Below are 21,817 nucleotides of genomic sequence, written 5' to 3' on the forward strand. Positions count from 1 at the left end.
TTTCCTTCTTCCTTCTTTATAAAGGTATGAACGTATTCTACCACTTTCACACCATCCGATAAATCAGTACTATTATAACACATTTTACCGAGATTGATAAAAAGCTAACAAGCTATTCTCCATTCTCCAGTTCATCCATATCTTGCTCAAACTTTTTTTTGAGCCCATTCGCCATAACTTTTAAGACCGAGATTACCGATAAAAACCCAAGGAAGGTAAATCAGATAAGTAAGCACCCAAGCAGATAAGTATTTAACGTTCAAAGGATTGTGCTGATAAATTTCGATATTGAATTGATAATTCTGCAACATCAAAAGAGTCGTAATAGCGAGAGTTACCAGCAGACACCCTATAATCGTAAAATGAAAACGACTATAGTAGGTCACTCCAAGTTGTCGTGCACGATTGAAAAAGAAGAAAATTTCTAAAAGAAGGGTAACCAGAAGAATATTAGGATTAAAAAGAGCAGGTGCTAATACTGCCACCAAATAACTTAGTAGAATGAGCCCGATAAACACATAAAAAGACTCTGTCCCAGCTTTGTTAATCAGTTGTTCTTCCCTTTCGTCTAGTAATTGATAATAAAAAAATCTATTTTTCATCTTCTTCCTCCCAAACTTGCTGATTTCTGCGATTCAAGTATAGGATAACTCTATCCATAGAATAACTCCCAACGAGATAGATGATAACTGCTAGAACCACTTTTAGGGAGTACTTCCAAGTCAATAGACTGACCAGTTCCTCGCGATTGCCTACGATATCAATCAATAAAACCACTATAGAAAATCCCAAAGCAGATAAAATTCTTTCTTTTCCAGTATTCTCAACAATATCTCGAATATCAATTCCTACATACATGCGGCGAATAATGGCATACAAACCTACTCCAATCAATAAAAGTAATTCTGGTGAATAGGATAGAAGCGTTAAATTAAAAATATAAACTTTGGCAAAAATTTCCAGTGCCAAAAATAGGCACATTCCCAAAAGAATTTCTCCTGAAATCTTTCCATCCAATTTTTCCGTACGTTCATCTTTGATCACAAGTTTTTTTCTATTTTTCATCTTCTTCCTCCCAAAATAGTTGGTCTAATGTTTTTCCTAAGCATCTGCAAATGGACTGGCAGAGGGAGAGACTAGGATTGTATTTCCCAGCTTCAATCAAGCCTATAGTCTGCCTAGTAACGCCCACAGCTTCTGCCAAATCCCCTTGTGTTAAATCACGCTCCACCCGAGCTAATTTTAATTTTAAATTTTTAGCCACTAGCGTCCTCCTTCACATTTTTAAAAGTTGCGCTTCTTTTAAAAACATTATACCATATATCTAACTTAATGCAATATATAAATGTCATTTTGTGAGATTTTATTAACAAAAAAACTCTCTACTACAAAAAATAGAGAGCGTTGCCTTTAAATATAGGATTTCAAAATATCAACGACATCACTTCTTTTCTTGACCTGATGGGCCTTGATGCCCAATTTCTGAGCTGCGTTTGTATTGTCCTCAATATCGTCTAGAAAGACACAATTTGTAGGATCTAGCTGGTATTTATCGAGAATCTCCTTAAACATTACCAAATCAGGCTTTATAGCTTTTATATCACAGGATAAGACAAAGCCATCTAAAAGTTCTTTTAAGGGAGATAGTTGCTCTTCCAGCAAGTCATAAAATACCTTTGAGGTATTGGACAAGACAAAGATGCGATGCCCCTTTTTCTTTAGTTCTGACAAGACAGGAAAAACTTCCGTATAAATGTCAATGTAGCTAGACCAGTTCCAGATAACTTCTTCGACCTTCTTTTGATAGGTCCTGCCAATCATTGACACAACTTTAAGCACCAACTCTTCTCTCGTCATGGTTCCAAGATCTAATCTTTCCCAAAGTCCCGACTGAAAAATGGCCTTATCTAAAATCAAATATTCTTCCTTCGTATCCGAAACACCTTGCAAAATCTTATCTTTGTTCCATTCTAATAAAACGTTGCCCATATCTAGTATGATATCCATTAGCCCACCTCCATAGCGATGTGAAGATTTCCTCTTTGATTTATACTTTCATATTTAGCTTACAAATCCTTTTGGTAATAGTATCTTTGTCCTGTATAGGGATAGTCTTGCAAGGTAAAGACTTCCTTGTAGCCATGCCTTTTATAAAAATCTGGCGCCTGAAACTGGTAAGTATTGACAAAAGCAAAACGACAGTTTCGATTCTTAGCTTCACTTTCTGCCTGTTGCAATAGTTTTGAACCGATTCCCTGTTCTCGCAATTCCTCTTTCACAAACAAATACTCGATTTCCAACCAATTTCCGAAAGTCTCTGCTACTAAGCCTGCCAAGAGATTACCCTTTTCGTCTTCAACATAAAGATTCAGTGGCTCGCTTTCAGCCTCTTCTCTTTTGGAACGATTATAAGAACGAATCAGATTTCCTATTTCTTGTGCTTTATGCGATTCCTTATTTTCCAATCTAAAGTGCATCCAAACCTCCTTCGAACTGTTACAGCTTGATTATAATCTTATTTCAATAGACTGTCAAACTAGAAAAAAACTCACCAAGCAGAGTTGATGAGTTCATGAGTTATTTTCTAAATTTCCACTGGCTATAAATTCCGAAACCGATAATCCAGATAGCTGAACCAATTGCTCCCATAAAAGTAGATTCTTGTAAAAAGAGGGTTACAAAGACAAAGATAAAGAAGAGCATGGTTAAAGGATTTAGAAAACGGTAATGGGGCATGAGGTAGCCATCCGCCATGAAGTCTTGTGACTTGCGGTATTTGAGATGAGCCACCATGATCAAGATATAAATCGCGATGTAAACACCTGATGAAGACGCCGTAATCAAAGCAAAGGCATCGGAAACACCTGGCAAAACATTGATAAAGGCAGCCAGAGCAATCAAGATTGCTGAAGCAATAATAGCATTTTGTGGAACATTATGGCGAGAGAGAGTATCTGCCTTGATCGCTTTTAGGAAGCGATTGGGTGAATCATGAGCAATCTGGTAGAGGTGTCGCCCTGTTGAATAGAGGGTTGAATTAAGAGCAGATGCTGCCGACGTCAAAACAACGAAGTTAATCAGAGCTGCCGCCCACTTAATACCTGCCAGCTCAAAAACCGTTACAAATGGTGAATCTGAAGAAGCAAGTTCTCTCCAGGGAATAATAGACATAATGGCTAATAGAGCACCGCCATAGAAGAAGACAATTCGGAGAGGAATTTCTTTAACTGCTTTTGGCAAAACCTGACGAGGATTCTTCGTTTCAGAGGTTGTCACTCCGATAAATTCAATCATCAGATAGGCAAAAAATACCATTTGAAAGGCCATGACAAAGTTCATGACTCCATTTGGGAAAAGAGAGAATTGATTGCTGATATTTGCCAGACTTGCAGCACCATATGGTGTTTCAAATCCTGTCAAGACCATAAAGACCCCTGTTGCAATCATAGCTAAAATAGCCACAATCTTAACCATAGCAAACCAAAACTCGACTTCTCCAAAGAGCTTAACCGCAATCAGATTGACCAAGGCCAAAATCGTTAAAAAAACAATCTGAATCAACCAACTAGGCCAAGAAGGAAACCAAAACTGAACATAATGCGAAATCGCAGTGATTTCTGCCATACCGATAAAGACAACAGACAACCAATAAGACCAAACAGAGAAATACCCCCAGCCTTTCCCCAAATGACGGGTGATAAAGTTGATAAAAGTATGTTGTTCTGGATCCTGATATAGCATCTCCCCAACAGCCCTCATCATCAAAAACATAAAGGCTCCTGTAATCATGTAAATCAGGATGATAGAAGGTCCAGTAAGGCTGATAGAACGACCAGCACCTAGGAAAAGTCCTGTTCCGATTGTCCCCGCAATGGCCATCACCTGAACATGGCGATTGGTTAAACCACGCTCCATTTTATTTTTTTTCTTATTTGAACTCATATAGTCTCCTATTTATTCAAAAAATCAAAAAGGAGTTGAGCAAGTCAAGACCTCCACTACTCCGTTTTCATTCTATTTAGGCTGTTTTTTCAACCTTTAAAATTTTGACATCGTAACTACCAACAGGTGTCTCAATCGTAACAATATCGCCTGTTTTTTTGCCGATCAAAGCTTGTCCAATAGGACTTTCATTTGATACCTTCCCAGCGAAAGCATCCGCACCTGCAGAACCGACGATGATGTAGACTTCTTCTTCCTCTTCACCGATTTCTTGAATGGTTACGGTCTTACCGATAGCTACCTCATCTTGGGCAACTGCATCGCTATTAACAATTTCAGCATAGCGAATTTTTGTTTCTAGACTTGAAATTTGTCCTTCAACAAAAGCTTGTTCATCCTTAGCTGCTTCATACTCACTATTTTCTGAAAGGTCTCCATAGGAACGAGCAATCTTGATACGCTCTACGACTTCGGGACGACGAACTAGTTTCAATTCTTCTAATTCTTTTTCTAACTTTTTCTTTTCTTCAAGGGTCATTGGGTAAGTTTTTTCTGCCATTTTTTCAACTTTCTTTTCTATTACTTTTTTTAAAACAAAATTATGTGGAAAACCACATAATTTTAGTTTGAACTACTTGATTGTGTTAATTTACTATTGATATGTTCTGCAACGTTTTGGTCATGCTCTTCTTTTGTCGTTGCAAAGTACACTTTACCGTCTTCAACATTTGCTACAAAGTACAAGTACTCACTCTTTGTCTGATTTACACTTGCTTCAATAGCATCAAGGCTTGGACTATCAACTGGGCCGGGCATGAGGCCAAGATGTGTATAAACATTATAAGGTGAATCAATCGTAGTATCAATTGCAGTATCATCAGCCAAGCTAATCTTTTGGCCAAGTTTTCCTTCAGCATACAAGATAGCAATGTTGCTTTGAAGTGGCATACCAAGATTCAAGCGGTTATAGAAGACTCCCGCAATCAATTTACGATCTTCAGTCTTAGCCCCTTCTTTTTCGACAAGAGAAGCAATACTGAGCAATTCATTAACTGTCAGATTCTTTTCTTTGATCGTAGTGTAATACGGTGACATGGCCTTGTCCATAGCTGCCAACATATCATCAATCAAGCTTTCAACTGTGGTGCTGTCTTTGATAGTGTAGGTTGCTGGGAAAAGATAACCTTCAAGACGATAACGAACGCCACTGTCTTTTGTTGGAAGACTTCCAAGAAGGTTTGGATACTTGGCTACTAGTTGGGAGATGAAGGTTTCATCTTGAGCTTTTGCCATGAAAGCATCCGCTGTAAGAGGTTCTTTAAAATCACCTTGGAGTTGACCTACTGTCTGAGCAATTTGCTCTAAGGTATAACCTTCTGGAATAGTTAAGTTCGCAAGCACTGGTTCTTGAGGTTCAGGAGTTCCACCTTTTTGCAATTCTTGAATCAAGTCATCCGTACTCATGCTCTTCTTCAAATTGTAATAACCTGACTTCAAATCTGAACCCTTATACTTAGCATAAATACTAAAGATAAGTCCATGTTTGACCAAACCAGATTTTTCCAAAGTGCTCCCAATTTGTTGCACGTTTGATCCTTCTGGAATTTGAACTGTCACATACTCCTTAGAGCTCGCATCAACAGGTTTCAAAGAGTTTTGAACGTAACCGTATCCAAAGTATCCACCAGCAGCCACAAGCACCAAGAGGACTAAAAAGGTTACTAGGAAACCTTTGGCCTTTGATTTCTTCTTTTTCTTGGTTGGCTTTTTACCTTTACGGCGACGGTTACGACGTGATTCCTCCGTTAATCTGTCTGAGGATCCAGTTGAAGCTAGCGCTTCAGCTTTATTCTCAGAAGAAGCAACTGATGTATTGGCCTCTTCTGTCTTATAAGTCACATCTATCTTGGTCGGAGTATCGTTAAATTCTTTTTCTTCAGGTTCAAGTTCAACTGGTTCCACCTTAGGTTGAACGGACTCCACTACAGGTTCTTCAGCTGGATGAATCGGTTCTACTAGAGGTTCTTCAGATTCTACAACTTCAATCTTGTCAATGACAGGCTGTCTAATCTCTTTCTCTTCTTTTTCATCCGTTTTATCAGCTTCAGCACTCGAAAGTGGAGGAACACTCGGCGCATTCTTTAGAATTTTATCGACAACAGATAGGGAATCAGCCATCAACTCTTCTGTTGAAGTATCAGATTCAGGATTTGCAGGAGTTACTGAACTAGCTTGAGATAATGAAGCTGTCAGATTTGGAATGTCTACTTCTTTCTCTCTTCTATCTTGTTCTTTTACTCTCTCTAAATCACGTAGAATCTGCTCTTTAAAGCTTAATTTTTCTTCTTCTCTTGATTTTTCAGTCAAAAGCATTACCTCCTTGTTGACAATCCCTAATATTATATCTTAAAAGTCGCAGAAAAGCAACCAACTAGGGCATTCCCTAGCTAGTTTTCTTTATTTTCAGGCTGCCAGACCATATCATACCATGTTTCCCCAGCAAAGTTTGACTGGGATATTCCTTCATTAACAAAGCCGTGCTTTTCGTAATAGGAGATAAGGTAATCATGACAGGTCAAATTGATACCTTCTCGTTCATGTTCTAAAGCGACCTCTTTCAGAGTCTTTAATAGTCTTTTCCCTACCCCCAAAGCTTGTGCTTCCTTGGCAATAGATAGGCAAGTCACAGAAATATAACCTCCAGGTTGATGGCTATAGTCTTTTATTTCTTCTGTAAAGGACTGATCATGTAGATGGCGGTGTGGGACGACTGGACCTTCGATATAACCAAGAATACGCCCCTCCTTTTCAGCTACCAGAAAACTGGTCTGAATTTCACGTAAGTGCGCCTCAAAGACCAAACGAGGAATCGCTTCTTCAAGGGAGAAATTCTCCAGCTCTATCTCTAAAATTTGATCTAAATCCGAAAATCTTGCGTGTCTGATTTTCATACTTCCTCCTGATAAAAAGGATTGGCCCAAATCAGATTCCATCCCGAAAATCTTGCGTACGAAGCCTCTAGCAATTCTCCCGTAGCAAAGTCATTCATCTCAAAATAAGAGAGCAAGTCATCAGGACAAGTCAAGCGAAGATACTCATACCCTCCTTCCACCGCCACTTGTTTCAAGCTAGCAAGAAGAAGGGTCCCCAAGCCTTGCCCGCGATGGTCAGGATGAATAGCAAATGATCTTATTTCTATCCATGCGGGATGAAGAGACTGAGACTCTCCTAAAACATAGCCTAGGAGCTGGTTTTCATCTCTAGCTACAAGAAAGGTATCCGTAATCTTACGGATACTCTCTTCTAAAAACTCGTAGCTCACTATTTCTTCTGAGGATAAACAAGATTCTTCAATTGCTACAATTTCTTCTAAATCCGATAATGTAGCCCGTCCTATGGTGATTGGAATTTCCATTCTTTTTTCTTATTGGACGTTACTTGTCAAATTAGACAAAAGACGTTCAAATGAGTACTCATAGGTTTGGATGTCTCCTGCTCCCATAAAGACATAGACTGCATTATCATGCTCAAGGAGTGGTGATACATTTTCAACTGTGATGACTTGGCTTTTCTTCTTAATTTTATCTGCTAGGTCTTCTACCTTGACGTCACCATGGTCCACCTCACGGGCTGATCCATAGATTTTCGCCAAGTAAACAGCATCTGCCTGGCTCAAAGCTTTAGCAAAGTCGTCCAATAGGGCAATTGTTCTAGTAAAAGTGTGTGGTTGGAAGATTGCAATAATTTCCTTGCTTGGGTATTTCTGACGAGCCGCATCTAAGGTCGCAATGATTTCCGTTGGATGGTGGGCGAAATCATCAATAATAATGGTGCCATTGACAACCTTTTCAGTGAAACGACGCTTGACACCAGCAAATGTTTTCAAGTGTTCACGTACCAAGTTCAAATCAAACCCTGCTGTATAAAGTAAACCAATAACGGCTGTCGCATTCATAATATTGTGACGACCAAAGGTTGGAATGTGGAATTGACCCAACTCTTGTCCGCGGAAATGAACTGTGAAGGTCGAACCAGTCGTAGAACGTAGAAGGTCGCTAGCTACAAAGTCATTTCCCTCAGCATCAAAGCCATAGTAATAGATTGGAGCATTGGCTGTAATCTTACGCAACTCAGCATCCTCACCGTAGACGAATAAACCTTTGGTAATTTGTTTAGCATAGTCATTAAAGGCATTGAAAACATCCTCTAGACTAGTAAAGTAGTCTGGATGGTCAAAGTCAATATTGGTGATAATAGAGTATTCTGGGTGGTAAGGCATGAAATGACGCTCATATTCGTCAGATTCAAAAACAAAATACTTAGCATTTTCAGAACCTCGACCCGTTCCATCCCCAATCAAGAAGCTAGTGTCTGTGATGTGAGACAAAACATGAGACAGCATCCCAGTCGTTGATGTCTTACCATGCGCTCCTGCAACCCCCATGCTGACAAAGTCACGCATAAAGCTGCCTAGGAATTCATGGTAACGTTTGTAGCTGATACCATTTTTGTCGGCATAGGCGATTTCAACGTTATTATCTGGACGAAAGGCATTTCCAGCAATAATTTCAAGATCCCCTTGCAGGTTCTTTTCATCAAAAGGAAGAATCGTAATCCCTGCCTGCTCTAGTCCACGTTGAGTAAAGTAGTATTTTTCAACGTCTGAACCTTGAACCTTGTGTCCCATTTGGTGCAACATCAAGGCCAAGGCACTCATCCCTGATCCCTTGATTCCAATAAAATGATATGTTTTTGACATGTTTTTCTCCCTTACTCAGTAATTCTTGTCAGATTCAACTCTTGGGCAACCTGACGTTCCTGTTCCGTTTGCTTATTCTTTTTATTATATATTTGACTCTTCTTTAGAAAATCATAGTTGTTCTTTTTAGCCTTTTCCGTTTGAGATTTCGGAGTTGGAGTCACTACCTGGCCAGCTTCCTCGGCTAGAATATAGTGGGACTGGCTCAAGTTTTTACTAAACTTGGCAAACTCACCTGGATTTTCCTTTTGAAATGGTGCTGTTGGTTGGTTTCCTTGACGAACAAGTGTTGAACCATTGTGTCGTCTGGTATGACTAACATCCTGAGTCAAATACTTGGCTGAGCGTTTCTTCTTCAAGTCCGCACGCGCCTCTTCTCTAGCCAATTCAGCATACGTTTTTTCAATTTTTTTAGATTCTGGGCCTGGTTTTGACTCCTTGCTAGCTACCGAAGGAGTTACAGCCTGTTCCTCATTGATAGGAGACCATTCCAAATAGTTTTTATCGCGGTAATCACCCTTGATATTGCTAATAAAGTCTGACTCATCGTACAAGTCCATGACTGGCATTTTGGTCAGCATGATCTCATCATCTGACACCAATGGAAATCGATCTTGTTTCATTTTGTATTTCCTTTCAACACTTCATTATAGCGTATTGTCTTGATTTTTCAAGTGCTGGCTTCAGAAATCCCTAAAATTTCTCGAATTTCTGCCAGACTAAGACTCGCACGCGATTCCGTCCCATCTAAAACTTGGGAAACTAGGTGTCTCTTCTGTTCTTGGAGTTCTTGAATCTTTTCTTCAATGGTTCCTCTAGTAATCAAACGATAAACTTCTACCTTCCGTTCCTGTCCCATTCGATGAGCTCGTCCGATAGCCTGAGCCTCGACAGCAGGATTCCACCAGAGGTCCACTAGGATGACGGTGTCAGCTCCTGTCAGATTGAGACCGACACCACCTGCCTTAAGGGAGATGAGAAAGATATCCCTTTCCCCTTGATTAAATATTTTGGTCATCTCTTGTCGGTCTTGAGCAGGAGTTGAGCCCGTAATTTTGAAGGAAGTCAAGCCCAAATTTGGGAGCTCTTGCTCGATTTTTTCCAACATTCCTTTAAATTGAGAGAAAATCAAGACCCGATGCCCACCATCTGCCACTTGTAGCAATAAATCTCGGAGACTATCCAATTTACCACTGGCTCCTTGGTAATCGTCCATAAAGAGAGCTGGCGTATCGCAGATCTGGCGTAAACGCATGAGACCAGATAAGATTTCTACCCGACTTCTCTGGAATTCTTGATCTGTCACTTGTGCTAGGCGGTCTCGCATCTGTTGCAACTGGGCTAGATAGATGGCCTTCTGCTGATCTTCCAGTTCATTTTTATAGACGACTTCGATCAGATCAGGCAGTTCTGTAAGGACTTCTTCTTTCTTACGCCTCATGACGAAGGGCTTGATAAACTGCGCTACTCGGTCAGCCGGTAATTTCATAAACTCCTTCTTGTTAGGTAAGAGCCCCGGAAGCACAATTTGGAAGATAGACCACAACTCTCCTAAATGATTTTCGATGGGCGTACCTGACAAAGCAAAGACTGCCGGCACCACAAACTGGCGCAAACTCTGAGCAATCTTAGTCTGGGCATTTTTCATGACCTGGGCTTCATCTAAAAAGAGAAAATCAAAAGCCATCTCTTGATAAAGCTCGCTGTCTTGACGAAAGGTGGCATAGCTAGTCACATAGATTTGGTGATTTTCAGAAAGAATTGCTTCTCGATTCGCTTTCAAACCATGAACGACAGTCAAATCCAACTGTGGGGCAAATTTCCTGAATTCATCTGTCCAGTTGTAGATCAAACCTGACGGCGCTAAAATCAAGACCCGACTGTCTTCTGTCACCTGACTAGTCAAAAAAGCGATAGTTTGCAGTGTTTTTCCCAGTCCCATATCATCTGCCAGAATGCCACCAAAACCATAGTAATGTAGCATTTGGAGCCAACGAACACCCTTTTCCTGATAGTCTCTCAAACTCGCCTGCACCCGTATATCTCCCAAAGGAAAATCCTCTGGATGGGTCAAATCATGAGCTAAATGCTGAAATTCCTCCGAAAAGGAGATCCTATCTCGACCTTCAAAAAGCTGAGAAAGGCTATAAGCCAGAGATTTCCGAGCTTGAAAAGAACCATCTTTTAGCTCAACCCCCAGTTCCTGTAAATTTTGACGAATCTGCTTGGTTTCCTCATCAAAAAAGTACACTTGGTCAGAAGAACTGATATAGAAATCCTGATTGCTGGTCAGGGCTTTAAGAGCTTGATCAATCTCTTCTTGGGCAATCCCTTGAAAATCAAATTGGATTTCCAACAGTCCTCCCTTGGACTCAATCTGAACCTGAGGAGCTTGGACGCTGTAGAGCTGATTTATCTCATCAGACAAGAAAACCTGACCCAACTTCTCAAAAGCTGGAATCGTATGGTGAAAGAAAGAATAAACTGCCTCTGGCTTCAAGGCCTGTCTCCAAGACTGAAAATCAGCCTCAAAACCAGCCCCTAAACAGACTTGAAATAATTGGTTTTCCAAGACAGCATCACTTGAAAATGGTAATTGTTCCAGCTGTTGACGACTAGTCACCTTAACATCTCCATAGTCAAACTGGATATCCAAGCGGATGCGGCCGTCATCCTCCCTATCAAAGTAAAAGATTGGTGAAAAGGGTCTGATTTGCAAGCGCTCGGGGGCAGACACTATTCCTAGCTGTCCAAACAAAGGCAGACAAGCGGCCAGACGGTCACGATCACTGTTGTCAAACTGGAGGCATTTTCTCCCTCTCTCCTCCTGAGGAAGCTCCTTAATTTCCTTTAGTAGGCTGATTTGTTTAGGGTTTAAGAGATAAAGATTCCCCTTACGAAATAGAACCGCTCCCCCATAGAATACGTTGACTCGCTCACTTTCAGAAATCTCCATTTCAAAATAATCGGGATGCTCCCTCACAGAAAAAGTGAAAAGTCCCGCATCGGGATCTAAATCATGAAAGAGAAGATTTTCATAACTATCGATCTGGTGTTCGAAATGAAAATCTTCCAAGTTCATCAGCAACTCCACTCCCTGCTCAAAAAAGGTCAGAGGGAAAAAGAGGTGACGACCTTGATTTGGGAAAAAGAGGTCTTGACTCAGTCCCTCCTCAATCAAGCCACATAAAAAAGTAAGAACTTCTTGACTAGCTGTATCAAAAGCATCCCAAGACAAGTCATTTTCATAGTGTTTCCCAATCATGTATGGCTTTCGTTGGACCAAGACCTTCAAAAAGAGAGGGATGTCACGAATGACATAATATTTTTGACTATCAACTAAACCGATTCGGAGAGTCCAAAGGAGGCGATTGGTTCCAGCTTCCACCTGCCCTTGAGCCGACAAAGTGTAGATTTTCTCTCTCTTCTGAGGTTGAATACGCTCCAAAAAACTACCACCAAAACTAACCTTGGTTTCGACCTCTTCTTGCTCTTCATGTCCTTTTTCTAAGGCTTGTAAAATCACCTGGCCTTCCTCATCATTCTTCAGATAATGCTCGAGCGCTGCGAGGTGAACACAGTAACCTCTTTTTTGGAAAAAATCACAAGCACAAAAAACCAGATCATCCTCTAAACTGTAGCGCAAGTCTTCTCCCGCCACACGAGTATAGAGGCGATTCCCTTTTTCCTTGATAATCTCAATGTTGCCTGTTTCATAGAGTGTAACCCCCTCCATGCGCAACTTTCCTGGAATCAATTTAGCCATAGTTACCCCTTTATCTTATCTTTTCATTATACCACATTTTCCCCTACGAAAATAGCCTTCTAGGAAGACTTTTCTCCTAGAAGGCTCGATTTTTAAAGTGTAGCAAAAGTGGTCACGATGCGTTGGCAAACCTCTTCCAGTACTGACTTCGGCATGGCTACATTGAGGCGGGCATGAAGATTTCCTTCCTCTCCATAATCCAAACCACGGTTGAGGATAACCTTAGCTTCATTTCTCAAAAGCTCTTGCAAGCGCTCATCAGTTAGGTTATAGGCTGAAAAATCAAGCCAGATCAAGTAGGTACCTTGCGGTTTCATGACCTTAATCTTGGTTTCGTTGCCCAAAACATCCACTACATAGTTAATGTGGTCCTCAATGACTTCTTTCAACTCTCCTAACCAGTCCTTGCCATAACGGTAGGCAGCTTCTGTCGCCAAATACCCCAAGCCTGAGATTTCATGCTGGTTATTGGCCAACTGGCGTTTTTGGAAAGCAACACGAAGCTTGGGATTTTCAATAACTGCATAGGAATTCTTGGTCCCAGCAATATTAAAGGTCTTAGTGGCACTGCTCAAGATAAGGGCGAAGTCTTTAAAAGCAGGATCAATGGTATTAAAAGACTGGTGTTTGTGACCAAAGAGTGCCAAATCTTGGTGAATCTCATCTGAAACCAACAAAACACCATGTTTTTGGCAGAGATGCCCAATCTTTTCTAACACTTCCTTTTCCCAAACACGTCCACCAGGATTGTGGGGATTGCAAAGGATATAAAGCTTCACATCCTCTTCCACCAATTCCTTCTCCAACTGGTCAAAGTCAATCTCAAACAGCCCATCCTTTTCCACCAAAGAATTGGTAATCAATCTGCGATTGTTCAGTTTGACACTGCGGGCAAAAGGTGGATAGACCGGTGTGTTAATCAGAACAGCCTCTCCTTCTTTTGTAAAGGCTTGAATAGCTGTTGAAATGGCTGGTACCACTCCCTCTATAAAGACGAGGGCATCCTTGTCAAAGTGATAGCCGTGTTGTGTAGCTTCCCAGTCCTGAACCGACTCAATCAAAGCATCACTGGCATAGGTATAGCCATAGACCAACTGATCTGCGTAGGCTTGTACAGCTTGTCGAACCTCAGGCAAAACCACAAAGTCCATATCTGCTATCCAGGCTGGTAGAACTTCGCGATCAGCTTCCGCTTCTTTCCATTTATAGGTATGGTGCCCAAAACGATTGGGCAGGCTTGTAAAATCATATTTTCCCATATCTATCTTATCCTTCCAAAGCTTGGCGCAAGTCCGCAATCAAATCTCTAGCATCCTCAATCCCAATTGACAAGCGCAAGAGGTCATCTGTTAAGCCATAGGAATGGCGCACTTCTGCTGGAATATCCGCATGGGTTTGAGTCGTCGGATAGGTGATCAGACTCTCTACCCCACCCAAACTTTCCGCAAATGAGAAGACCTTGAGGCTATTTAAAATATGAGGAATACGTTTTTCATCCACTACTTTAAAGGAAATCATGCCTCCACGTCCAGTATAGAGCACTTCCTTGACAGCAGGTGAATCCTTCAAAAAGGCAACCACTTCTTGGGCATTGGCTGTAGAACGCTCCATACGAAGAGGTAGAGTTTTAAGGCCACGAATCAACTGATAACTATCAAATGGTGACAAGACCGCACCTGTCGTATTCAAATTGTAGAACAGTTGCTCATATAGTTCTAAACTATTAGTCACAACGACCCCAGCCAAGACATCATTGTGCCCTGCTAGATACTTGGTGGCAGAATGAAGAACGATATCCGCACCATCTTCAATCGGACGTTGGTAAATCGGACTGTAGAAGGTATTGTCCACCACTACCTTGGCACCTTTGGCATGAGCTAGTTTGGCTAGTTTGGCAATATCAAATTCCAACATCAAGGGATTGGTTGGTGTTTCAATATAGAGAACATCCACATCTTTCTCCAACTCAGCAATCAACTCTTCTTCTGTATTGGCATAGGTAAAATGGAAACGGCCTTCTTGCTCGACTTGATTGAACCAACGGAAAGAACCCCCATACAGATCGCGTACAGCCAAGACTTTACTTCCTACTGGAAAAACACTAAAAGCCAGTACAATCGCAGCCATACCTGAGCTTGTCGCTAGGGCATAATCTGCTGATTCGATTGCCGCCAAGACTTCCTCCGCCTTACTGCGAGTTGGGTTTTTGGTACGAGTATAGTCAAATCCCGTAGACTGACCGAACTCTGGATGCTGATAAGTGGTTGAAAAATGAAGCGGTGTTACCAAGGCACCTGTAGCCTCATCTGACTTGATTCCCGCCTGGGCCAAAATTGTGTTGATGTGTAGTTCTTTGCTCATACAATACCTCCAAATCTATAGTAACTATTGTACCACTTATTTTCACTAACTCATTTTCTTGTTTTCAAGAGCTAGTTATAGTTTCAAACTATATAAAAACGATAGTTCCTTGAGAAACTATCGTTTTTCCTGTTGAATAGACTGGTTATTTAACGTGTTTTGCCAGTTCTTCTTGGGCTTTTTTATTTGATTCTTCTTTTTCTTTCAGCCATTTTTCTTTCGCTTTTTCATACTCATCAGCCGTTACAGTCTTATCTTGTAACTTGAGATACTTGTATGATTCGACACCCTTATTTCCAGCTTGTGAGAATGGTGATGAGAATGGAACTGTCTTTCTCAAGGTCGGTGTTCCACCCTGAGAAACGTTTGGAATAGCAAGGGCGCTATCAACTAGCCAAGCTTGAATTTCAGCATATTTTTCATAACGTTTTGCTGGTTCTTGCTCCTTGTTCGCTTCTTCTAACATTTGAGTGTAAGTATCCAGACCAACTGCCTTAGCCTTGTCATTGACCTCACCTGGTTCTAGACCAATGTTTTGCAACATACCACCGTTATTGACATTTAAGATATCAAGATAACTTGATGGATCCAAGTAGTCCGCACTCCAACCGCCATTATAGATATCAAAGTCTTTTTGAGCTGCAGTTTGAGCTAGGTAGCTAGAGTTGTCAAAGTCATCTGTTGATAATTGTTGGATATCGATAACTACATTCTCAGCTCCTAGAACAGATTCGATGGATTGTTTCAAAGAGCTTGCTTCAAGTACACCTTTTTTAGCTGATTGGTCTACAGATACATCCAAGTGGATTGGGAATTGCACACCCTTAGCTTCCAATTCTTTCTTAGCTTCTGCAAATTTAGCTTTAGCCTTGTCAGGATTGTAGTATGGATCTTGCGCATCTGCAAAGTTGATTCCTTGCCATTCTTGGCCATAGTTGACCATCTTTTCTGAAACAACATCGCCAAAGTCTTTTCCGTTGATACTTACAAATGTTGGAGGTACAACCAAGTTACGAATAATCTTCGTTGCTCCGTCCTCCCCTTGAGATTGTGCTCCATAGGCTGTACGATTATAAGCATAGTTGAAGGCTTGACGGAAGTTTTTATTCAGAACTGCTTCTTGGGTTGATTTCTTTTCGATATCAGAGGACTTAGAAGTGAAGTTATAAGATTTTCTGTCCAAGTTGAAGTTCAAGTAATAAGAAGTTGCATTTTGCATACTATAGATGATGTTATCCTTGTTCTTCTCTTTAATTCCTTCAAAGCTTGAGCTATTTGGATAGAGACGCGCGTAGCTATAGACTCCTTCTACAAAGTTACGTGCTAGTGCATCTTGGTCACTACCATCATAATAGGCCAATTTCACATCATCCACAAAGACATTCTTTTCATCCCAGTAGTTGGGATTTTTCTTGAATTCGATAACAGATTTTGAAACAAAAGATTTCATTAAGAAAGGTCCATTGTACAAAATACTAGAAGGATCTACCTTACCAAAGTCATCCCCTTTTGATTTCAGGAAATCTGCATTGACAGGGAAGAGAATGGTTGAAGTTGTTTTAGAATTCCAATAAGATTCTGGACGTGTCAAAGTGTACTGAACCGTTTGGTCGTCAATCGCCTTAACACCGACAGTTGAAAAGTCAGTTGTTTTCCCGTTGATATAGTCATCCAAACCTGCTACAGAGTCTTGAACCAGGTACAAAGCTTCGGATTTTTTATCAGCAGCATATTTCAAACCTGTCACAAAGTCTTGGGCCGTTACAGGGGCGTATTCTTCACCCTCATAAGTATACCATTTTGCATCCTTACGCAATTTGTAAGTATAGGTCAAACCGTCCTGAGAAACAGTCCAATCCTCTGCCAACGATGGAACATAGTTACCGTATTGGTCATTTTCCATCAACCCATCCACCAAATTGGTCACGATGTCATTGGTTGTTGCACGGTTTTCTGCAAGATAGTTCAAACTAGATGGATCGCTCGAATAAACATAGTTATATGTTTTAGAAGCGCTACTTGAATTTCCACATGCGCTCAGTAGAATACCAGCGCTTAACACGACACTTGCAAGTGTCAGATACTTGGCCTTAGACTTTTTCATTTCCAGAACCTCCTGTTTAAAAGTTTTGTCTTATTATACAGCTTTAGTTTTATTTAGTCAAGTAATTTCTAAAGAAAAACTTAAAAAAACATATTTTTTGCTCTTGATTTTAGAAAAAGTTCTCTTTTTTTAAGAAAAATGTAGTATAAAAACCTTTCTGTTAAAGAAAGGTTAAATTCATTACTTTTATTTATAAATCTTTTTACGATATTTTCAATCGTGTACGTAGCCGGTCTGCTTGAGCTTTGCCGATTATCTTGTCTAAGAGTCGTGTCCGTAGGCTCATCAAACCATAAAGACCTCCTCCAAGCCCTCCGATGAGAGCCACATAAAGGAAACTCCAGAAACGTCCACTTGGTTGGAAGACAAAACCGAGTAGCCACTGCAAGAAGCCAACTAGGATAAACATGACAAGGGTCAAGATGGTAATCAAGATGGTTCGCTTCAATATAATCTTTCGACGAGCACCTGTTACCTGGCAGATGTCTCGGTACATCAAGACATTTGGAATAATCAAGCCGATAGTCGTTGAAATCAAAGGACCGTAGCTGTGGAAAATAGCTATGGTTGGCAATTGCAAGACGATCTTAGCAATGGAACCATAGATGAAGTAAAGAACTGCCTTGCGGTTTCGGAACATGGCCTGAAGCATAGGAGACAAGACCATATACAATCCTAGGATAGTAGACTGCAAAACTGCAAAGACAAATAAGCCCATGGCCAGACTATCTGGCTTACCGTAAAAAACTGTATAAAGAGGCTCCCCTACCATGACCACTCCAACCGTTGCAGGCAGTAGAAATAAGAAGAGCATGGTAAGGCTATCTTGGACTAGGCGAGCCGCCGCCTGCAAGTCGCCTTTTACATAGTTTTCCGTCAACAGCGGCAAGCCGACACTCCCGATTGAAACTCCCACAGAGATTAAAATCATAGTAATTTTATTAGGATTGGCTGAGAAATAAGAAAACATGACAACCAAGTCTTCATTGCTGTAGTTAGTAAACCACTTCATACTATTGATAAAGGTCATCTGGTCTAAGATTTGGAAGAGTTGAATGGCTGATCCTGTCAGGATAAAGGGAATGGCTTCCTTGATGGTATCAACCAAAAGTCGCTTACTATTGATCTTATCCCGTGTTTCAAAAACTCTTTTAAGCAAACCTTCTTGGGCAAGGAAATAAATCAAGACTGCAAAACTTGCCACCATCCCCACAAAGGCCGCAAAGGTCGATTGGGTAACGGCTGATAAGTAGTCACCAGAACCCATCTTCATAATGAAGAAGGTTGCCATCAACATCCAGATAACACGGATTACCTGCTCGGCGATTTGACTCATAGCATAGGGTTTCAGGTTATTCATCCCTTGGAAGAATCCTCTGATGACACTCATAGATGGGAAAATCAAGACTGCCCAAGCCAAGCTCTGCATGATGGGAATCAGGTCTTTCCCCACACCTGACAAATCTGCTAACCAGGGAGAAAAGAGATACAAGACCAAAGCAAAGACTAAGCCCAAGCCCGTCATAAAGCTTAGGAAACTCCGAATCAAGGCAAAGCTATGCTCTTCTTCTCGCATGGTATTGTACTTAGCCACTTGTTTGGCGACCGCAACTGGGATACCCGCTGTCGAAATCAGCAAGAACCAGGCGTAAATATTGTAGCCCATTGTAAAGAGGCCGTTTGCCTTAGCAGCATAGGTCCCCATCCAGATATACCAGGGAATAATGTAGATAGCACCAAGGAGGCGACTAATAAAGTTACTAGCTGTTAGCCAAGCAGTCCCTCGCAACATCTGGGCTTGCTGGTGATTGTTTTCGTTAGACATAGCTTCCTCATTCAATTTTGATAACTAGGAAAAGTTCCTTATCTTCCATTATAAACTTTTCCTTGTTACTTGTAAAATTCGGGCTTGAAGTTTATAATAGAAAGTATGATTAAGATTGAAACCGTATTAGATATTTTAAAGAAAGATGACCTTTTTCGCGAGATTATTGACCAAGGTCATTACCACTACAACTACAGTGAAGTTGTTTTTGATAGCATCAGTTACGACAGCAGAAAAGTAAAAGAAGGCACTCTTTTTTTTGCAAAAGGTGCTGCCTTTAAAAAAGAATACCTCCTATCCGCTATAAGTCAGGGCTTAGCTTGGTATGTCGCAGAAAAGGACTACGAGGTTGGTATCCCCGTCATCGTTGTGAACGATATCAAAAAAGCCATGAGTTTGATTGCGATGGAATTTTACGGCAATCCACAAGAGAAACTTAAAATTCTCGCTTTCACAGGGACAAAAGGAAAGACAACAGCTGCGTACTTTGCTTACCACATCCTATCTCAACGATACCCAACAGCTCTCTTGTCAACTATGAATACAACTCTGGATGGCAAGACCTTCTTTAAATCTTCCTTCTCAACACCTGAAAATATCGATCTTTTCGACATGATGGCTCAGGCTGTTAAGAATGGAAGAACCCATCTTGTAATGGAAGTCTCTAGCCAAGCCTATCTTGTTCATCGAGTCTATGGCCTGACCTTTGATGTAGGTGTCTTTCTTAACATCACTCCTGACCATATCGGTCCGATTGAGCATCCTAGCTTTGAAGACTACTTCTACCACAAACGTCTCTTGATGAAAAATAGCCGAGCAGTTGTCATTAATAGCGACATGGACCACTTTTCTGTATTGAAAGAACAAGTGGAAGATCAAGAACATGACTTCTATGGTAGCCAGTCAAGTAACCAAATCGAGAACTCCAAAGCCTTTAGCTTTTCAGCTACAGGTAAACTCGCTGGTGATTATGATATCCAACTCATCGGCCACTTTAACCAAGAAAATGCAGTTGCTGCAGGACTTGCCTGTCTTCGTCTAGGTGCCAGTCTAGAGGACATCAAAAAAGGGATCGCTGCAACCCGCGTTCCTGGACGTATGGAAGTTCTCACTCAGAAAAATGGAGCCAAGGTCTTCATCGACTATGCCCACAATGGTGATAGTCTGAAAAAACTGATTTCTGTTGTTGAAACTCATCAAACTGGAAAGATTGCTCTGGTTCTCGGTTCGACTGGAAACAAGGGTGAAAGTCGTCGCAAAGACTTTGGACTCCTTCTCAATCAACATCCTGAGATTCAAGTCTTTCTGACTGCTGATGACCCCAACTATGAAGATCCAATGGCCATTGCTGAAGAAATCAGCAGCTATATCAGTCATCCTGTTGAAAAGATTGCCGATCGTGAACAAGCCATCAAGGCAGCGATGGCCATCACAAATCAAGAACTCGATGCCGTGATTATTGCAGGTAAGGGTGCTGATTGCTACCAGATCGTCCAAGGAAAGAAAGAAGACTATCCTGGAGACGCAGCTATCGCAGAACGTTATCTATAAAAAAATCAAGGGAAGCATTCCCTTGATTTTTTTAGTCTTCTTTCTTAAATGAATTTTTAAGACCTTCAACGGCACCTTCTACAGCACCTTTAGCATCTTCAACAACTTCTTTGGCTTTGGCAACTGTTTTTTCTACAGTGCCTTCTGCTTCTGTCTTGCTATCGCCAGTAACTTTACCAAATCCTTCTTTGATAGCACCAGTTGCTTGATCCAATTTATTTTCAAGTGACATAGCTCTGTCTCCTTTGCTTTTAATACGATAAACGTTATCGCTTACATTCAGTTTATGCTTATTCTTTAGTAAAGTCAAACAATCTGCTCAAAATGAAGCAATTAAGATAAATAGAAAGTCAACCGTTCCTTGTCGAAATCAACAGTCAGCTCATACTTTCCAGCTTCATTTTGAACAATATAGCCTAGAACGACTAAACTGTCCACAAAGATATCACGACGTTTCTGAATTAATTGATCTTTTTTGAGAAACTTCAGTAAAAAGGTCGTCATATACTTGAGGGCATACTCAGGATTGACATCTCCCAAAATGGCATAGAGTTCCTGCTGTTTTTCTGTCAAAGGATATTGATTCTTGACCTTGTAGAAATAGTTGGATAGAGTCATCTTTTCTCTTGCAAAGTCCGTAGATTCGACTAAAATGGCGGCATTGGTTTGATTGCGCAATTCTGTCTCAAAAGTCTTCTCCAACAAGGCTTGATAAACTGGACTGTCCTCTCTGATAAAAATCTCTTGATCAAGGGCTAAATCATCCGTAGATTCTAAAAAAGGGAGATTGAGCGAATAGTGTTTATTTTCCCTTAGAATCAAGCCTGCCTTTATATACTCTTCCATAAGCTTATCAACTGATACATCTGGAAACTGGGCCTTGATTTCTCGTAGAATCACATCGTCATGCTGGTCCAGATAGTCAACCAAATCTATAAAAAATGGTTGTCGAGTCAAACGAGAAGGATTAAAAATCTGAATCATGAAGATTCCTTTCTTTACATTTTAAAAGAGGGGATGCCGCTAACTGACTAGGATTGGTCCCCGGCTGGTTCAGAGGCACAGCTATTCCTAGTTCTCTATAGTATTCATTCCAGAAATCACTAATTTCCTGCTCCCCGTCCCCAAATTGCATCGGAATAGTCTCAAAAATAGGCAGGATTTCTGCGATATACTGGGAGCAATAGAATCCTTCCCCATCAGGGTAAAAAGAAGAATTATAAGGAGCTCCAAGATGCTGGTTAGCTCTTTTCTTTACTTTTTGAATATCTATTTTTGGATAAAGATAAAGATCATACAGACAAGCTGGCTCTAAGAAGTCTCTTAGTTCTTGACAAATTACACCAGCTTGCCCACTAGCATGGTAAATCATCCCATCCAAATAGATGGCAACATGACTATAGTTCCCAGTAGAAGCCTGGATGGCCTGCCCCAAATCCGACTCATCTCTTACAAAAATCAAATCGCCATTTGCTAACATGCTTCTCTCCTAGAAAAAAAGGAGTTAAA

General features: G+C 40.8%; 20 protein-coding genes and 1 pseudogene. 1 reads left to right on the forward strand and 20 read right to left on the reverse strand.

What is annotated here, in order from left to right; translation table 11 throughout:
- Positions 1 to 112: 112 nt before the first annotated feature.
- From B7725_RS02130 to B7725_RS02210, 17 genes and pseudogenes are all read right to left on the reverse strand, one after another.
- Positions 113 to 602, reverse strand: a pseudogene (locus B7725_RS02130) (DUF6773 family protein).
- A complete protein-coding gene (locus B7725_RS02135) occupies positions 592 to 1,065 on the reverse strand; it encodes a DUF6773 family protein (RefSeq protein ID WP_000797306.1) in 474 nt (157 codons plus the stop codon). Before B7725_RS02135 ends, B7725_RS02130 begins: the two are co-directional and overlap by 11 nt.
- Positions 1,055 to 1,264: a helix-turn-helix transcriptional regulator gene (locus B7725_RS02140; protein ID WP_001107502.1), complete on the reverse strand. Its 210-nt coding sequence runs from the start codon at positions 1,262 to 1,264 to the stop codon at positions 1,055 to 1,057. Before B7725_RS02140 ends, B7725_RS02135 begins: the two co-directional genes overlap by 11 nt.
- Before the next feature lie 146 nt (positions 1,265 to 1,410).
- Entirely contained in the window at positions 1,411 to 2,007 is a 597-nt protein-coding gene (locus B7725_RS02145; RefSeq protein WP_000351391.1) for an HAD family hydrolase, read from the reverse strand.
- A 59-nt stretch (positions 2,008 to 2,066) separates the two neighbouring features.
- Positions 2,067 to 2,477: a GNAT family N-acetyltransferase gene (locus tag B7725_RS02150; protein WP_009730376.1), complete on the reverse strand. Its 411-nt coding sequence runs from the start codon at positions 2,475 to 2,477 to the stop codon at positions 2,067 to 2,069.
- 100 nt (positions 2,478 to 2,577) lie between these two features.
- Positions 2,578 to 3,942 (reverse strand): amino acid permease, encoded by a 1,365-nt coding sequence (locus B7725_RS02155; protein WP_057489444.1) that lies wholly within the window; start codon positions 3,940 to 3,942, stop codon positions 2,578 to 2,580.
- A gap of 76 nt (positions 3,943 to 4,018) precedes the next feature.
- Entirely contained in the window at positions 4,019 to 4,501 is a 483-nt protein-coding gene (greA, locus tag B7725_RS02160; RefSeq protein ID WP_000818770.1) for a transcription elongation factor GreA, read from the reverse strand.
- Between the two features lie 62 nt (positions 4,502 to 4,563).
- Positions 4,564 to 6,315, reverse strand: coding sequence for an endolytic transglycosylase MltG (gene mltG, locus B7725_RS02165; RefSeq protein ID WP_084874333.1), 1,752 nt, complete (start codon positions 6,313 to 6,315; stop codon positions 4,564 to 4,566).
- Positions 6,316 to 6,389: 74 nt separating this feature from the next.
- Positions 6,390 to 6,893: a GNAT family N-acetyltransferase gene (locus B7725_RS02170; protein ID WP_061598189.1), complete on the reverse strand. Its 504-nt coding sequence runs from the start codon at positions 6,891 to 6,893 to the stop codon at positions 6,390 to 6,392.
- Positions 6,890 to 7,357, reverse strand: coding sequence for a GNAT family N-acetyltransferase (locus B7725_RS02175; protein ID WP_061598188.1), 468 nt, complete (start codon positions 7,355 to 7,357; stop codon positions 6,890 to 6,892). The genes B7725_RS02170 and B7725_RS02175 overlap by 4 nt, the downstream gene beginning before the upstream one ends.
- A gap of 9 nt (positions 7,358 to 7,366) precedes the next feature.
- A complete protein-coding gene (gene murC, locus B7725_RS02180; protein WP_084874334.1) occupies positions 7,367 to 8,701 on the reverse strand; it encodes a UDP-N-acetylmuramate--L-alanine ligase in 1,335 nt (444 codons plus the stop codon).
- 11 nt (positions 8,702 to 8,712) lie between these two features.
- Entirely contained in the window at positions 8,713 to 9,324 is a 612-nt protein-coding gene (locus B7725_RS02185; protein ID WP_009730379.1) for a hypothetical protein, read from the reverse strand.
- Between the two features lie 47 nt (positions 9,325 to 9,371).
- A complete protein-coding gene (locus B7725_RS02190) occupies positions 9,372 to 12,467 on the reverse strand; it encodes a DEAD/DEAH box helicase (protein ID WP_084874335.1) in 3,096 nt (1,031 codons plus the stop codon).
- A gap of 92 nt (positions 12,468 to 12,559) precedes the next feature.
- Positions 12,560 to 13,726 (reverse strand): MalY/PatB family protein, encoded by a 1,167-nt coding sequence (locus tag B7725_RS02195; RefSeq protein WP_084874337.1) that lies wholly within the window; start codon positions 13,724 to 13,726, stop codon positions 12,560 to 12,562.
- A gap of 7 nt (positions 13,727 to 13,733) precedes the next feature.
- Entirely contained in the window at positions 13,734 to 14,828 is a 1,095-nt protein-coding gene (locus tag B7725_RS02200) for a cystathionine gamma-synthase (RefSeq protein ID WP_000031946.1), read from the reverse strand.
- A 145-nt stretch (positions 14,829 to 14,973) separates the two neighbouring features.
- On the reverse strand, positions 14,974 to 16,932 hold the full coding sequence (locus B7725_RS02205) for a peptide ABC transporter substrate-binding protein (protein WP_084874339.1): 1,959 nt from the start codon (positions 16,930 to 16,932) through the stop codon (positions 14,974 to 14,976).
- Positions 16,933 to 17,134: 202 nt separating this feature from the next.
- Positions 17,135 to 18,757, reverse strand: coding sequence for a putative polysaccharide biosynthesis protein (locus tag B7725_RS02210; RefSeq protein ID WP_000064205.1), 1,623 nt, complete (start codon positions 18,755 to 18,757; stop codon positions 17,135 to 17,137).
- Between the two features lie 105 nt (positions 18,758 to 18,862).
- On the opposite strand from B7725_RS02210, the gene B7725_RS02215 reads away from it, so the two are divergent.
- The gene (locus B7725_RS02215) at positions 18,863 to 20,308 is read left to right on the forward strand and encodes a UDP-N-acetylmuramoyl-L-alanyl-D-glutamate--L-lysine ligase (protein ID WP_084874341.1); all 1,446 of its coding nucleotides are present in this window, start codon (positions 18,863 to 18,865) and stop codon (positions 20,306 to 20,308) included.
- Positions 20,309 to 20,339: 31 nt separating this feature from the next.
- On the opposite strand, the gene B7725_RS02220 is transcribed toward B7725_RS02215, so the two are convergent.
- The 3 genes from B7725_RS02220 to B7725_RS02230 form a co-directional block, all read right to left on the reverse strand.
- Positions 20,340 to 20,540 carry a CsbD family protein gene (locus B7725_RS02220; protein ID WP_000051179.1) on the reverse strand — a complete coding sequence of 67 codons (201 nt, stop codon included), beginning with the start codon at positions 20,538 to 20,540 and terminating at the stop codon, positions 20,340 to 20,342.
- 101 nt (positions 20,541 to 20,641) lie between these two features.
- Entirely contained in the window at positions 20,642 to 21,292 is a 651-nt protein-coding gene (locus B7725_RS02225; protein WP_084874342.1) for a DUF1803 domain-containing protein, read from the reverse strand.
- Positions 21,276 to 21,788: a YiiX/YebB-like N1pC/P60 family cysteine hydrolase gene (locus B7725_RS02230; RefSeq protein ID WP_084874343.1), complete on the reverse strand. Its 513-nt coding sequence runs from the start codon at positions 21,786 to 21,788 to the stop codon at positions 21,276 to 21,278. The genes B7725_RS02225 and B7725_RS02230 overlap by 17 nt, the downstream gene beginning before the upstream one ends.
- Positions 21,789 to 21,817: the final 29 nt, after the last annotated feature.

Origin of the sequence: Streptococcus oralis subsp. tigurinus (assembly GCF_002096275.1) — a bacterium.
Taxonomy (GTDB): domain Bacteria; phylum Bacillota; class Bacilli; order Lactobacillales; family Streptococcaceae; genus Streptococcus; species Streptococcus oralis_CN.